The 13,095-nt window shown below is 71.5% G+C and carries 14 protein-coding genes; 9 read left to right on the top strand and 5 right to left on the bottom strand.

The genetic code is table 11. The features are described from left to right. Positions 1-20 precede the first annotated feature (20 nt). On the top strand, positions 21-1,016 hold the full coding sequence (locus tag ACIA8K_RS17680; protein ID WP_396060018.1) for a 5'-3' exonuclease H3TH domain-containing protein: 996 nt from the start codon (positions 21-23) through the stop codon (positions 1,014-1,016). Between the two features lie 148 nt (positions 1,017-1,164). Here the strand turns inward: ACIA8K_RS17680 and ACIA8K_RS17675 are convergent, their stop codons facing one another. The 3 genes from ACIA8K_RS17675 to ACIA8K_RS17665 all read right to left on the bottom strand — a co-directional run bounded on the left by ACIA8K_RS17675 (position 1,165) and on the right by ACIA8K_RS17665 (position 2,691). Next, the gene (locus ACIA8K_RS17675; protein WP_396060016.1) at positions 1,165-1,686 is read right to left on the bottom strand and encodes a DUF6036 family nucleotidyltransferase; all 522 of its coding nucleotides are present in this window, start codon (positions 1,684-1,686) and stop codon (positions 1,165-1,167) included. Then, the gene (locus tag ACIA8K_RS17670; RefSeq protein WP_396060014.1) at positions 1,683-2,063 is read right to left on the bottom strand and encodes a hypothetical protein; all 381 of its coding nucleotides are present in this window, start codon (positions 2,061-2,063) and stop codon (positions 1,683-1,685) included. Before ACIA8K_RS17670 ends, ACIA8K_RS17675 begins: the two co-directional genes overlap by 4 nt. A gap of 133 nt (positions 2,064-2,196) precedes the next feature. After that, positions 2,197-2,691: a VOC family protein gene (locus ACIA8K_RS17665; protein WP_396060012.1), complete on the bottom strand. Its 495-nt coding sequence runs from the start codon at positions 2,689-2,691 to the stop codon at positions 2,197-2,199. Between the two features lie 104 nt (positions 2,692-2,795). Between ACIA8K_RS17665 and ACIA8K_RS17660 the strand changes: the two genes are divergently transcribed. Beyond that, complete coding sequence (locus ACIA8K_RS17660) at positions 2,796-3,182, top strand: hypothetical protein (protein WP_396060010.1); 387 nt, start codon at positions 2,796-2,798, stop codon at positions 3,180-3,182. On the opposite strand, the gene ACIA8K_RS17655 is transcribed toward ACIA8K_RS17660, so the two are convergent. After that, positions 3,139-4,308, bottom strand: coding sequence for a cytochrome P450 (locus ACIA8K_RS17655; RefSeq protein ID WP_396060008.1), 1,170 nt, complete (start codon positions 4,306-4,308; stop codon positions 3,139-3,141). The two genes, ACIA8K_RS17660 and ACIA8K_RS17655, sit on opposite strands and share 44 nt — an antisense overlap. An 84-nt stretch (positions 4,309-4,392) precedes the next feature. Between ACIA8K_RS17655 and ACIA8K_RS17650 the strand changes: the two genes are divergently transcribed. The 3 genes from ACIA8K_RS17650 to ACIA8K_RS17640 all read left to right on the top strand — a co-directional run bounded on the left by ACIA8K_RS17650 (position 4,393) and on the right by ACIA8K_RS17640 (position 7,120). After that, positions 4,393-5,070 (top strand): response regulator transcription factor, encoded by a 678-nt coding sequence (locus ACIA8K_RS17650; RefSeq protein ID WP_396060006.1) that lies wholly within the window; start codon positions 4,393-4,395, stop codon positions 5,068-5,070. After that, positions 5,063-6,532, top strand: coding sequence for a sensor histidine kinase (locus tag ACIA8K_RS17645; RefSeq protein ID WP_396060004.1), 1,470 nt, complete (start codon positions 5,063-5,065; stop codon positions 6,530-6,532). The genes ACIA8K_RS17650 and ACIA8K_RS17645 overlap by 8 nt, the downstream gene beginning before the upstream one ends. A gap of 72 nt (positions 6,533-6,604) precedes the next feature. Next, entirely contained in the window at positions 6,605-7,120 is a 516-nt protein-coding gene (locus ACIA8K_RS17640) for a PepSY domain-containing protein (RefSeq protein WP_396060002.1), read from the top strand. 1 nt (position 7,121) lies between these two features. On the opposite strand, the gene ACIA8K_RS17635 is transcribed toward ACIA8K_RS17640, so the two are convergent. Next, positions 7,122-7,835: a GTP pyrophosphokinase family protein gene (locus ACIA8K_RS17635; RefSeq protein ID WP_396060000.1), complete on the bottom strand. Its 714-nt coding sequence runs from the start codon at positions 7,833-7,835 to the stop codon at positions 7,122-7,124. 141 nt (positions 7,836-7,976) lie between these two features. Between ACIA8K_RS17635 and ACIA8K_RS17630 the strand changes: the two genes are divergently transcribed. The 4 genes from ACIA8K_RS17630 to ACIA8K_RS17615 all read left to right on the top strand — a co-directional run bounded on the left by ACIA8K_RS17630 (position 7,977) and on the right by ACIA8K_RS17615 (position 12,996). Beyond that, positions 7,977-8,657, top strand: a complete 681-nt coding sequence (locus ACIA8K_RS17630) for a response regulator transcription factor (protein ID WP_396059998.1) — start codon at positions 7,977-7,979, stop codon at positions 8,655-8,657. Then, a complete protein-coding gene (locus tag ACIA8K_RS17625; protein ID WP_396059996.1) occupies positions 8,654-9,991 on the top strand; it encodes a sensor histidine kinase in 1,338 nt (445 codons plus the stop codon). The genes ACIA8K_RS17630 and ACIA8K_RS17625 overlap by 4 nt, the downstream gene beginning before the upstream one ends. A 78-nt stretch (positions 9,992-10,069) precedes the next feature. Then, the gene (locus ACIA8K_RS17620) at positions 10,070-10,798 is read left to right on the top strand and encodes a DUF2993 domain-containing protein (protein ID WP_396059994.1); all 729 of its coding nucleotides are present in this window, start codon (positions 10,070-10,072) and stop codon (positions 10,796-10,798) included. Then, positions 10,795-12,996 carry an MMPL family transporter gene (locus ACIA8K_RS17615; RefSeq protein WP_396059992.1) on the top strand — a complete coding sequence of 734 codons (2,202 nt, stop codon included), beginning with the start codon at positions 10,795-10,797 and terminating at the stop codon, positions 12,994-12,996. The genes ACIA8K_RS17620 and ACIA8K_RS17615 overlap by 4 nt, the downstream gene beginning before the upstream one ends. Positions 12,997-13,095: the final 99 nt, after the last annotated feature.

Here is a 13,095-nt window from a genome sequence, read left to right as displayed (position 1 = left end):
GCGGGCGCTACTCTTTCCGGGTGCCGACCCCGTCCCCGCTGCTGCTCGTGCTGGACGGGAACAGCCTGATCCACCGGACCTACCACGCGGGTGCGCCCGACGCCGAGCAGGACGCGTGGGCGCTTCGCGGTTTCGCCAGATACGCCGCTCGCGCCGTCTCCCGGCTGCGCCCGGACGCGATAGTTGTCGGCTTCGACTGCCCCGAGCACTCGACCCGGCGCGCCGACTTCGCCGGCTACAAGGCCCACCGGCCGCCGAAGCCCGGCGAGCTGGTCACGCAGCTCGCCGCCGCGCCCGGCCTGCTCCGGGCCGCCGGCCTCTGCACCGTGGTCCCGGGCGGCTACGAGGCCGACGACGTGCTGGCCAGCGCCGCCGCGCACGCCCGCCGCTCCGGCTGGCGCTCCATCCTGATGACAAGCGACCGCGACGCGTTCGCCCTGATCGACGAGCACACCTCGGTGCTGCGCATCCGCAACGGCGGCTTCGACGAGGCTGTGCTCATCGACCCGGCCGGACTGCACGAGCTCTGCGGCGTACACCCGTGGCAATATCTGGATTATGCCGCTCTTCGCGGCGACCCCTCGGACAATCTGCCGGGGGTACGCGGTTTCGGCGCCGCCACCTCCGCCCGCCTGCTGAACGCGCTCGGCACCGTCGACGCCGCCTACGCGGACCTCGACGCGGGCGGCCACGCGGTCCGGGACGCGGTCGGCGCCCCCTGCGCGGACCGGCTCGCCGACCCTGCCTCCCGCGCGGCCGTCGACCGCAACCGGCGCCTGATGCGCATGCGCACCGACCTGCCGATCCCGGCGCTTGACGGCGCCCGGCTGCCGCTCGCCTCCGCCGTCGTCCGGGCCGCGCTCGCCGCCGTCGGCCCGCTGACGCTCGGCCCCGCGCTCTGGTCCCTCACCGCCGGCCGCACCGTGCCCCGCCCCACCGAACCGCACCCGCCGGTCTTCCGCCGTCCCCAACGCCACCGCCGCGAACCGACCCCGGGCCAGATGTCCCTCTTCTGACCCGTGCCGTACCAGCACCTCAGCCAGCACTTCTGCACCCGCGACGCCCGGGGCACACCGAAGGCTGAGGTTGTGCTCAATTACCGCGGCGTTCTGCGCCCTTGTCGAGCTGCCGGACTCGAGGCTGCCCAATATCAAATAGCAGAACCTACGCGAACAAATCTTCCAGCATGGCTTGGGATCTCGGCGGCAACGGCTCGGATGGGAAAAATCGCTCGCATATCTCGAGCGCCGCCCCCACCGACGAGATACCGATAATCTCAGCAAGGGCTCGCAGGTCTTCTTCGTCCCGGCTCCGCGCAGCGAACGCTTTCATGGCGAAGACATGCTCCGGGGAAGCCGCCAGAACCCGAATCCCGGGATGATCGAAGACCTTTCGCTTACCGTCATCGTTGCGTGTCGACACGTAGGCGCTAGCCTGCTCGTTGAGCCACCACCGCGGCAGGCCCATCGCGTCCGCGACGTTTCGCGCCTCCTCCAGGACTACCCCGTGGGGGATGAACGTCGCGTCGACGTCACGAGTCACTCGCTCGGCGTCGTATGCCAGCGCCATCGCAGCACCACCGACGACGAAGATGTCGGCAACGACGCCCCTACGCACCAGTCGATCGCCGAGAGCCGCGAAGACGCGCTCCAGCTCTGCCCGGTCGAGCAGTCTGCCGTCGCTCATGCGGCTTCTAGATCTCGTGCCGACAGGTAAACACCGTGCTTACGGAACGCGGCAGGCGCCCACACAAAGGCCTCCATGCGCTTGGACCTCAGCGACGAAGGAAACCATGGGGTCCGCAGCACACGTGCCTGCGTCCACGCGGGCGGGCCGAGGTCGAGTTGCGCGGCAAGATGCTCAGCCATCGCGGCCAGCAACGCGTCCCACTGCTCATGACCGGTCGAGGGCGGCGCCTCACGAAGCAGGCCAGGCTTGGCCTCTACCGGCTCCCACCGATATTCCTCAAGGAACTCCCACACGTACTTCCAGCGGGCCTTCTCATCGCCTTCACCGGCCAGATGTCCGGCGAGGCCGGCCAGCGTCATTGCCGCATACGCCATGTTCACCCCATTCTGACTCCGCCGAAGGCATCCCTGAACGAGGAACCGTCCTCGGGAAGGCTACCTGCCGCCGAACCACCCACCTATCGGCATCACCGCGGACAGGCTCTCGGCATCCCTGCGCGGCCGGCGCTCAGGCCAATGACGTCAAGGCCTTGGTCAGGGTGGTGAAGACGGTGTCGGAGCCGCCCTCCCAGGAGGGCGCCGGATCCGCCTGACCGGGTGCCGGCTGGTAGAGCCACCAGAGCGTCTGCCAGGGGTCGAGCATCCGGGCGAGCGTCGTCTCGCCGTAGAACGGGGTCGGGTCGGTCACCGTGGTGGCGCCGCGGGCGCGGGCCCGGTCGAGGACCGCCGCCGCGTCGGTCACCCACACCTGCAGCAGGCCGGGCCGGGCCGGCCACCCGTCCATCCGGTCGGCGACCATCAGGTCGACAGTGCCGAGCCGGAGTTGGGCGTGGATGAGCGTGCCGTCCGGCATCGACGTCCGCGCCTCGACGGTCTCGGCCGCGCCGAACACGTGGGCCACGAAGTCCACGAATCGCGCGGCGTCATCGACGACCACGAACGGATTGAGGACGGCGCCGCCGTACGGGACGGCGTCCGGAGAGAGCAGAATATCGTCGGTCACACCAAGGATCATGCAGTCGATTGCGGTCAGTTCCTGACCTGAATCGCAGCGGGCCGCGAGAAACGGCTGTGCCGACCCCGCGTACCGCCGCTTAGGATGCGCCGGTGCAGCAGATCGAGGTGAGCGGCGACGGCATCACTGTGACGCTTGTGACCGAGCCGCTGCTGTCGGCGTTCGGCACGGAGATGCGGCCCGGCCGCACCGACGTGTACACGCTGCCGTGGTCTGAGATCTCGCATATTGATCTCTCCGCGATGAGTGTCGAGCACGGTGACGCCCGCGTGATTCACCTGACCGTGGACACTGTCTACGGCGAGTACCTCGAGGTGTTCGAGCAGGCCGGCGGCTTCGCGGACGCCGTAAGCGACCTGTGCCGGCTGTCGGGCCTCCCGGTGCCGGACGTCGCGGCGACTCCGGAGACGGGTGTGTCGATCTGGCGGAGTGCGCTCAGTCCCACTCGACAAGCAGGCGGTCCAGGCCACGAAAGTTGAGGCTGGGGTGCCACGCGAGGGCGGTGTCGGCCAGGCGGAGGCCGGGGAGACGGTCCAGGAGCGCGCGGAACACGATCTCACCTTCCAGGCGGGCGAGGCTTGAGCCCAGGCAGAAGTGCGGACCGTGACCGAACGCCACGTGCCGGGCCCCGCCGGTGCGGCCCAGGTCCAGGACGTGCGGCGACGGGAACGCGGCCGGGTCCCGGTTCGCGGCGCCGCAGACAAGCAGGATCGCCTGGCCGGCCGCGATGTCCTTGCCGCCGAAGCTGAGGCCGGTGGTGGCGCGGCGGAGCATGAGCTGCAGCGGGCTGTCCCAGCGCAGCAGCTCCTCGACCGCGGTGGCCATCAGCGCGGGCTCGGTGGCCAGGCGTTTCGCCTGGTCCGGGTGTTGCAGGAGGGCGAGCACGGCGTTGCCGAGGTAGTGCGTGGTGGTCTCGTGGCCGGCGAGCAGCAACAGCACCGTGTTCGCGATCGTCTCGTCGCGGCTGAGCGCGCCGGGCTGCAGCAGCGCCTCGGGGCGGTCGATGAGCGAGTCGAAATACTCCACCATGCCGGACATGCCGCGATCGGCAGCGGCCTTCTCCTCCGGGGTCAGGCGCGCGTTGCCGAACGCGACCGCCACGTCGTCCGACCAGACGAGCATCTGTTCGCGGTCCGGCTCCGGCACGTGGATAAGCGCGCAGATCGCGTTGAACGGCAGCGGCACGGCCAGGTCGTGGACCACGTCCATCCGGCCGGACGGCAGCAACCGGTCGAGGGTCGCGTCGACGGCCGCGGTGAGCGGCGCGCGCAGCGCCTCCACGGAGCGGGCGGTGAACGTACGGCTCGCGGCCTTGCGCAGCCGGGAGTGTTCAAGCGCGTCCCGGTAGAGCATGGTGCGGCTGAGCACGGCGGCGACCTGGCGCAGCTCGTCCTCGACGTCGTCCGGGTCGGTCCAGCGCACTGACGACAGGCGCGGGTCGGACGCGGCCGCGCTCACCAGCTCGTGGCTTGTCACCACCCAGGCGTTGAGCCCGCGGTCCCAGAGGCACGGGTCCGCGTCGCGCAACTGATCGAAGAAGTCGTAGAGGTGGCGCTGGGTCTCCGGCCGGACCGCGGTGAGCAGCGTCCGGGGTCGGGCGGTCACCACACGGTCCTCCACGGGTCGAAAGTCGACGAATGGTACCAACGTTCAGCCGGGCTTCAGGAGGCGTGCGGGACAATGCGGACCGTGCGTGTCCTGCTCGTCGATGACGAAAAACGATTCACCGGTACGCTCCGGGCCGGTCTGACGGCCGAGGGGTTCACAGTCGACGTGGCGCACGACGGCGTCGACGGTCTCTGGCTGGCCAGGGAGAACACCTACGACGCGATCGTGCTGGACCTGATGCTGCCGAAGCTGAACGGCTATCGGGTCTGTGCCACGCTGCGCGAGGAGCGGAACTGGACGCCGATCCTGATGCTCACCGCGAAGGACGGCGAGTGGGACCAGGTCGAAGGGCTGGACACCGGCGCGGACGACTACCTCACCAAGCCGTTCTCGTTCCCGGTGCTTGTGGCCCGGCTGCGCGCGATCGCCCGGCGTGGCGCGCGGGAGCGCCCGGCCCAGATCACCGCCGGTGACCTGCGGCTGGACCCGGCCGCCCGGCGGGTCTGGCGCGGCGAGGCCGAGGTGGAACTGACCGCGCGGGAGTTTGCGCTGCTCAGCCACCTGGCGCGGCATCGCGGGGACGTGGTCGCCAAGCGGGACATCCTGGACACGGTCTGGGGTTTCGACTTCGACGGCGACCCGAACATCGTGGAGGTCTACATCCGCCATCTCAGAAACAAGATCGACCGGCCCTTCGGCCGGGAGGCGATCGAGACGGTACGGGGTGCCGGCTACCGGCTGGAGAGCGACGGTGGATGACCAGCGCCCGGACGTGACAGTGGACCGGGACCGGGCAGCGCTCACCAACGGCGACGGCGGGCCGGGCTCGGGCGGCTTCCGGCGGCGAACTCGCGCGACCGCGAAGGCCGGGGATGGCGGCCGGTGGCTCGGGCGCTCCTCGGTGAAGGTGCGGGCCACCGCCGGTGCGACAGCTGTGGTCGCGGCCGCGCTGGCGATCGGCGCCACCGGCCTGGTTCTCATGGTCCGCGACTCGCTGCGGGACGGGCTGGAGGCGCAGGCCGACCAGCGCGCGTCCGCGATCGCGGCACAGATCACCGCCTCCGGCCCGCCCACGCCCACCCCGACCGAGCCGGGTGCGGCAACACCGCCGGACGACGAGAGCGACGGTGACGACGACGGTCCGGACGACGTGGTCTGGCAGGTGCTCGACGACCACGGCCGGGTCGTCGCCGCCTCCGAGCCGCTCGGCGTGGTGCTGCCCGGCCCGACGCTCCTCCCCGGCGCCGAACACCGCTACGTCATGGCCACCGAACGGGCCGCCGGCTACACGATCACTGTCGGCGTATCGCTTGAGGACGTGGACGATGCCACGTCCGCCCTGGTCACCCCGCTGGCGCTCGGGCTGCCGCTGATCCTGCTGCTTGTCGCGGGCGTCACCTGGACCGTGGTGGCCCGCGCGCTGGCGCCGATCGAGCGGATCCGCCGCGAGGCCGAGGAGATCACAGGTGACCGCCTGGACCGCCGGGTGCCGGAGCCCGCGTCGCGCGACGAGGTGCACCGGATGGCCCGCACCATGAACCGGATGCTGGCCCGGCTGCAGACCTCACGCGACCGGCAGCAGCAGTTCGTCGCGGACGCGTCGCACGAGCTGCGGTCGCCGCTGACGAGCATCCGGCAGGCGGCGGAGGTGTCCCGCGCGCATCCGGGCGCGCTGCCGGACGGTGAGCTGACGGAGACCGTGCTCGAGGAGTCCGCGCGCATGCAACGGCTCGTCGACCAGTTGCTGCTGCTCACCAGGGCCGGGGACGGGGCTCTCACCCGTACCCGCGAGGAGGTGGATTGTGATGATCTTGTTCTTGCCGAGGCGGGCCGTCTGCGCCGTGCCGGAGTAACCGTGGACACCACGGGCGTGCTTGCCGGGCGGGTCCGGGCCGATCCGGCCGCACTCGCCCAGGTGGTGCGGAACCTGGCGGACAACGCGGCCCGGCACGCGACCTCGACAGTGGCCGTCGCGGTGCGCCCGGTGCGGAACGGCGTCGAGCTGACTGTCGACGACGACGGGCACGGCATCGCGGCCGACCAGCGGGAACGCGTGTTCGAGCGGTTCGTGCGGCTGGACGAGGCGCGCGCCCGGGACGACGGGGGCAGCGGGCTCGGGCTGGCGATCGTTGCGGAGCTGGTCGGCGCGCACGGCGGCACCGTGACGATCGCGGAGTCGGCGCTCGGCGGGGCGCGGTTCACGGTGCGGCTGCCGGCCTGACGCATTTTCAGCGAGGATTCAGGCGGCGTCGCGCAGGCTGTGCCCATCACCCGACGAGAAGGGCACCACACCATGAAGAACAGCAAGCGCATCATCATCAGCTCCGCCGCCGTGGTGGCCGCGCTCGGCGTCGGCGGCGGCGTGTGGGCCTCCACGGCCGGTGCCGACGTCGGCAGCGGCGACCGCGACCGTGCCGGGAACGCCGCGGTCCAGGCGGTGGGCGGCGGCACCGTGCTTGACGTGGAGGCCGACGACGACAACGCCTACGAGGTCGAGGTCCGCAAGCCGGACGGCACCGAGGTGGAGGTCGCGCTCGACAAGAACTTCGCGGTGGTGTCCCAGAAGAACGACACCGAGGAGACCGGCGAGGAGACCGGCGCCGAGGCCCGCGCTCTCACCGACGCCGAGCGCGTCTCCGTCGAGCAGGCGGCCCGCACCGCGACCGGCGGCGGCACCGTCACCGACATCGAGGCGAGCGACAAGCCCGGCGTCGCCTTCGAGGCCGAGGTCCGCGACCAGGCCGGGGCCGACTGGGACGTCGACCTCGACGCCGCCTTCACGGTCCTCACCAAGACCGCCGACAGCTGAGTCAGTGACGCGGCCCGTGGATCTGCTGGTGCAGCCGTTCCATCCGCACGTCCAGCCGGGCCGCGTCCTCGGCCGTCGCCATCAGCTCCGCCCGCAACGGCGCCGGGATGTCCTGCCCGTGCTTGTAGTAGATCTTGTGTTCGAGGCTCGCCCAGAAGTCCATCGCGACCGTGCGCAGCTGCACCTCGACCGGCACCGAGATGACCCGCTCGGACATGAAGACCGGGATCTCGACGATCAGGTGCAGGCTGCGGTACCCGTTCGGCTTCGGCTCCGCGATGTAGTCCTTGGTCTGCACGAGCGTGACGTCCGGCTGGCGGGTGAGCATGCCCGCGACCGTGTACACGTCCGAGGCGAAGCTGCAGACGATCCGGATGCCGGCGATGTCGCGGATGCGGTCCCGCAGGTCGTCGAAGTTGAGCGGGCAGTCGATGCGCTGGGCCTTCGCGGTGAGGCTGGCCGGCGTCTTCAGCCGCGTGCTGACGTGCTCGATCGGGTTCCCGGCCGTACGGTGGGACAGCTCCTCGGCCAGGATGCTGACCTTGGTGCTCATCTCCGCGAGCCCGAACCGGTAGACCATCATGAACCGGTTGAACTCGGCCATCAGCTCATGAAGCGTCTCCGGCTGCGTGTCCGGCAACGCGAGCGCCGAGCCCGCATAGCGGTCAAAGCTCACCTTCTGGCCGTCTGCTCCGGAACCGGACTCCGTCGTCACGATGCTGCTTCTCCAGGGTCGTCGGACACACTCAGTGTCCTCGTCCACCCGCGGAGGCCACACGGCAGGTAACACTCTAGGTAACGCACGCCACCGGTTTCTCATCGAGTTCACATCCCGCCGTGATCTGATGCCTGTCACATGAGCGCCCGCATCCTCGTCGTCGATGATCAGCCCAACCTGGTGGACCTGCTCCGGACGGTCCTCGAGTTCCACGGGTTCGCGGTGAGCACGGCCGGGACCGCGGCGGACGCGGTGGCCACGGCGCGGCACGACCAGCCGGACCTGATCCTGCTCGACGTGATGCTCCCGGACGGCGACGGCGTGGACGTGTGCCGCCGGCTGCGCGCGGCCGGGTCAACCGCCGCAGTCGTCTTCCTGACCGCACGGGACGCACGGGCGGACGAGATCGCCGGGCTCGCCCACGGTGGCGACGACTGGATCACCAAGCCGTTCGACATGGACGTGCTGCTGGCGCGCGTGCGTGCGGTGCTGCGGCGCACCGCCCCGCCCGGCAAGGACCTGCTCCGCTACGCGGACCTGGAAATGGATCAAGACACTCTGGAGGTACGCCGCGGGGGCGAGACGATCCGGCTGTCCCCCACTGAGCTGCGGCTGCTCCGCTACTTCCTGGAGAATCCGGGCCGGGTGCTGTCCCGGGCGCAGATCTACCGCGCGGTCTGGGAGTTCGAGCTCGGCGCGAGTTCGAACGTCGTGGACACCTACGTCGGCTACCTGCGCCGCAAGCTGGACCCGCTCGGCCCGCCGCTGCTCGTCACCCACCGTGGCTTCGGCTACGCGCTGCGAAGGATCACGCCGTGACACTGCGCCGCTCGCTGCTGCTGGCGTTCGCCGGTCTGACCGCGCTCGGCCTGGTGATCGTGACCGGCACCGCCGCGTTCATGCTCCGCGCCTACCTGATCGACCGCACCGACGACCAGCTGCGGGCCGCCGCGGAGCTGGCCCGTCACCGCTACCGGCTGCAGGTGGTCAGCGCGGAGGAGCGCCCGCAGACGATCCGCGACGTCGTCTCCGTCACCGAACTGCTGATCGAGGTCCGCGGCCCGCAGGTCGGCACGCTGCGCCTGGTCGGCACGGTCCCGCTTCCGTCCCACCCGCTGCTCGACCGCGCGGACCTTGACGACCCGGACCCGCAGGACGTCGGCGGCTACCGCGCCGTGGTGGTCCGGGACGCGGAGATGACAGTGCTCGTCGCGCTGTCACTTGAACCGGTGGACGCGACCGTGCGCCGCCTCGCCACCGTCGCGTCCGTGACGTCGCTGCTCGCACTCGCCGGCCTGACACTGTTCGGCAGATGGCTGGTCGCGGCCCGGCTGCGCCCGCTCGACGACATCGCAGCGGCCGCGACCGAGCTGGCCGACGGGCACCTGGACCGCCGGGTGCCGGATCCGCCGCACGGGCCGCACACGGAGGTCGGGCGGCTGACGTCCGCGGTCAACGGGATGCTGTCCCGGATCCAGGAGGCGCTTGCCGCCCGGGAACGCTCGGAACGCCGGATGCGGGACTTCGTGGCGGACGCGTCGCACGAGCTGCGCACGCCGGTGACCGCGATCCTGGGCTACCTGCAGCTGGTCCGTACCGGCGTGGTGGATCTGGGAACCCGCCCGGACGTGCTGCGCCGCCTGGAGCAGGAGGCGACCCGGATGGCAGCACTCGTCACCTCGCTGCTCTATCTCGCCCGCCTGGACGCGGAGCCGCCCACCCGGCACCGGCCGGTGGACCTCGCCGCGCTGGTCCGGGACGCGGTCGCGGACGCCACAGCGATCGCGCCGGACCGGCCGCTGACCACGAACGGCCCGGAGAGCTGCGTGGTCACCGGCGACGAGGACGCGTTACGGCAGGTGATGGCGAATCTGCTGAGCAACGTGCGGGCGCACACGCCACCGGGCACGGCCGCGCACGTACGCCTCACCGACGAGCGTTCCCTGGTACGCGTGGAGGTCAGCGACGAGGGCCCCGGCCTCGACGCGGAGGCTGCGGCACACGCGTTCGACAGGTTCTGGCGCGCCGGAGCGGCCCGGTCCGCGGCGGACGGGGCCGGGCTGGGGCTCGCGATCGTCGCCGAGGTGGTCCGCGCGCACGGCGGCGACGTGGGCATCTCCGGCGCGACCGTCCGGTTCACGCTGCCCCGCTAGCGCCTGACGTCACCACTTCACCTCCAACTCTCATCGTGCTCGCACGAGCCCGGCACCCGCGGCTGGTGACATGTCGCGGTGTCCAGAAAACATCCACCGGGGCGCCGGACGGTCCTCACGGCCGCGGCGGCCGGCGCGGTCCTGGTCGTGCCGATCGTGGCCGATCGCACCGCCGCCGCGATCGCCGAGCACCGCCTCACCACCCGCCTGAGCTGCGCGGTCACCCTCACCGACCCGGAGGTGTCCGTCGGCGGCTTCCCGTTCCTGACCCAGCTCGCCGGCGGCACGTTCGCCGACGTCCGACTGCGCGCCGATGCGGCCACGGTCCACGACATCGCCCTGACGAAGATCGACATCAGGGCCACGGGGGTACGCGGCAGCGGCGCGGACTCGATCACCGCGAGCGCGATGATCGACTACTCCGGTCTGAGCACGCTCCTGGCCGGCCGGGACACCACGCTCAGCGGGGCCCGGCTCGGCGGCGACGACGCCGGCCGCCTGATGATCGCCACCTCTATCCCGCTGCGGGGCCTGACCATGGCCGTCACCGTCTACGCCGATCTCACCGTGACCGGCGACCAGCTGACCATCACCCCCGGCGAGGTCGAACTGGCCGACCTCGGGCTTCGCCTGCCCGCGTCCCGGCTCCCCGGCGAACGGGCGGACCCACGCACGGTCCCGCTGCCCGCGCTCCCGGACGGCTTCACCTACCAGCGGATCTCCGCCACTCCGGCCGGCCTGCTCCTGGCCGTCACCGGTGGCGCCGTGACAACCGACAGATCAACAACCTGCGAGGGTACGGAATGAGCACCATCGAATCGGGCGCGATGCACCGCCTGATGGTCCGCTGTGGACGCTTCACCACCCGCCGTCCCTGGCCGGTGATCGCCGCCTGGCTGCTGCTCACCGCCGTGGTCGCCACGCTTGTCGCGGTCGGCGGACGTCCGGTCGACGAGGACGCCACGCTCCCGGGCAGCAGCGGCCAGCACGGCCGTGACGTGCTTGAGGCGCACTTCCCGGCCTCGGACAACGCGGTCGGCCAGGTCATCTTCAGCGCGGGCGGCACGCCGCTCGACGACGCCATCATCGGGGACCTGGCCACCCGGCTCGCCTCGGCCCCGCACGTCAGCGAGGTCGGCACGCCGGTCCTCAGCCCGGACCGCACGACCGGCTACCTCGACGTCACCCTCGACGTAGGCCCCCAGGACGTGACCAAGGCGATGACGGCCGAGGTGATGAAGGCAGCGGAGACGCCCGGCGGTGGAGTGGCGGAGACGCCCGGCGGTGCGGCGGCAGAGACCCCCGGGTCGGACGCGGTGCTCGCGTTGGAGGTGTTGCCCGGTGGGGCGCTCACCCGGGCGCAGGGCAGCACCGGCCACAGCGAGACGATCGGCATCGTGGTCGCGCTTGCCGTGCTCGTGGTCGCGTTCGGTGGTCTGGTCGCGGCCGCGCTGCCGCTGGTCACGGCCGCGATCGTGCTTGTCATCGGCGTCGGCGGGATCGGGCTGGCCGGTCACCTCACCGGCATCCCGTCCGTGGCGACCACGCTTGCCACGATGATCGGGCTCGGTGTCGGCATCGACTACGCGTTGTTCCTGATCACCCGGTACCGTGCGCTGCTGAACCGTGGCCACGACGTCCGGGCCGCGGTCACCGAAACTGTCGCATCGTCCGGAAGCGCGATCGTGTTCGCCGGCGGGACAGTGGTGGTCGCGCTGGCCGGCCTGGGCGTCGCCGGGGTGCCGATCCTGGCCACGCTTGGCTGGACGTCCGGTGTGGTGGTCATCGTCGCGGTCGCGGCCGCCACCACACTACTGCCCGCGCTGCTCACGCTGCTCGGCCCGCGCATCGCCGCGCTTCCGGTGCGCCGGACCCGTACCGGCGGCGTCTCGCTCTGGGGTCGTCTCGCCGACCGGGTGATCCGCCGGCCGTGGCGTTACGCGCTGGCCAGCGGCCTGCTGCTGCTCGTGCTTGCCGCGCCGTTGACAGCGATGACGCTCGGCCAGACCGACGCGGGCGACCGTCCCGCATCGTCGGCGGAGCGGGCCGGTTACGACGCGATGGCCGCCGCGTTCGGCCCCGGCGCGAACGGCCCGCTCACCCTGGTCGTGGAGCTGTCCCCGGCCGCGACGTCGCGCACCGATCCCCGGCTCGCGTCACTGTCCAGCGCGGTCACCGCCGTGCCCGGCGTCGCGCAGGCCGCCCCCGCCCGGCTGGCCGAGGACGGCCTGGTCGCCTCCGTGCGGGTCACGCCGGACACCGCGCCGAGCGACCCGGCCACGCTCGACACAGTGGACCGCCTGGCCGCGCTGGAGATCGACGGCGTGGACGTGTCGGTCACCGGCCAGACCGCCGTGCGCGGCGAGCTGGCCGGGCGGGTCGGCGAGCGGATGCCGTACGTCATCGTGGTCGTGGTCCTGCTCAGCGGCCTGCTGGTCCTGGTGGCGTTCCGGGCGCCGGTGATCGCCGTGAAGGCCGCCGTGATGAACCTGCTCTCCGTCGCCGCCGCCTACGGCGCGCTCACCGCCGTCTTCCAGTGGGGCTGGGGCGCGCGGCTGATCGGCCTGGACGGCCCGGTGCCGATCGAGGCCTACGTCCCGACGATGCTGTTCGCCCTGCTCTTCGGCCTTTCGATGGACTACGAGGTCTTCCTGCTGACCGCCGTCCGCGAGTCCTGGGACCGCACCCACGACAACCGCCGCTCGGTCCGCGACGGCCTCGCCGAGACCGGCGTGGTGATCACCTCGGCCGCCCTGATCATGGTCTGCGTCTTCGCCAGCTTCGTCCTCAGCGACGAGCCGATCATCAAGATGATGGGCTTCGGCCTGGCCGTCGCGATCGCCGTCGACGCCACAGTGATCCGCGGCCTGCTGGTCCCCGCCGTGATGACGCTGCTCGGCGACGCCAACTGGTGGACGCCCCGCTCCCGGCGTCGGCGGTCACCCGGCACGTCGGAGCCGCCGCAGCCGCAGCCCGCCGAGCAGCCTCCGGCGACGGTGCCGTGACCCCCTAGTGTTCTGTCTCAGTTTTGAGTAGTCGTTTGTTGGAGGGCGACGCGTCCACGTCGGACTTTTGCGAGGATCGATTCGGTGGTGGCGGTCCAG

This window comes from Catenuloplanes sp. NPDC051500 (genome assembly GCF_044454585.1).
GTDB lineage: Bacteria > Actinomycetota > Actinomycetes > Mycobacteriales > Micromonosporaceae > Catenuloplanes.
This window is presented reverse-complemented; position numbering and strand designations above follow the sequence as displayed.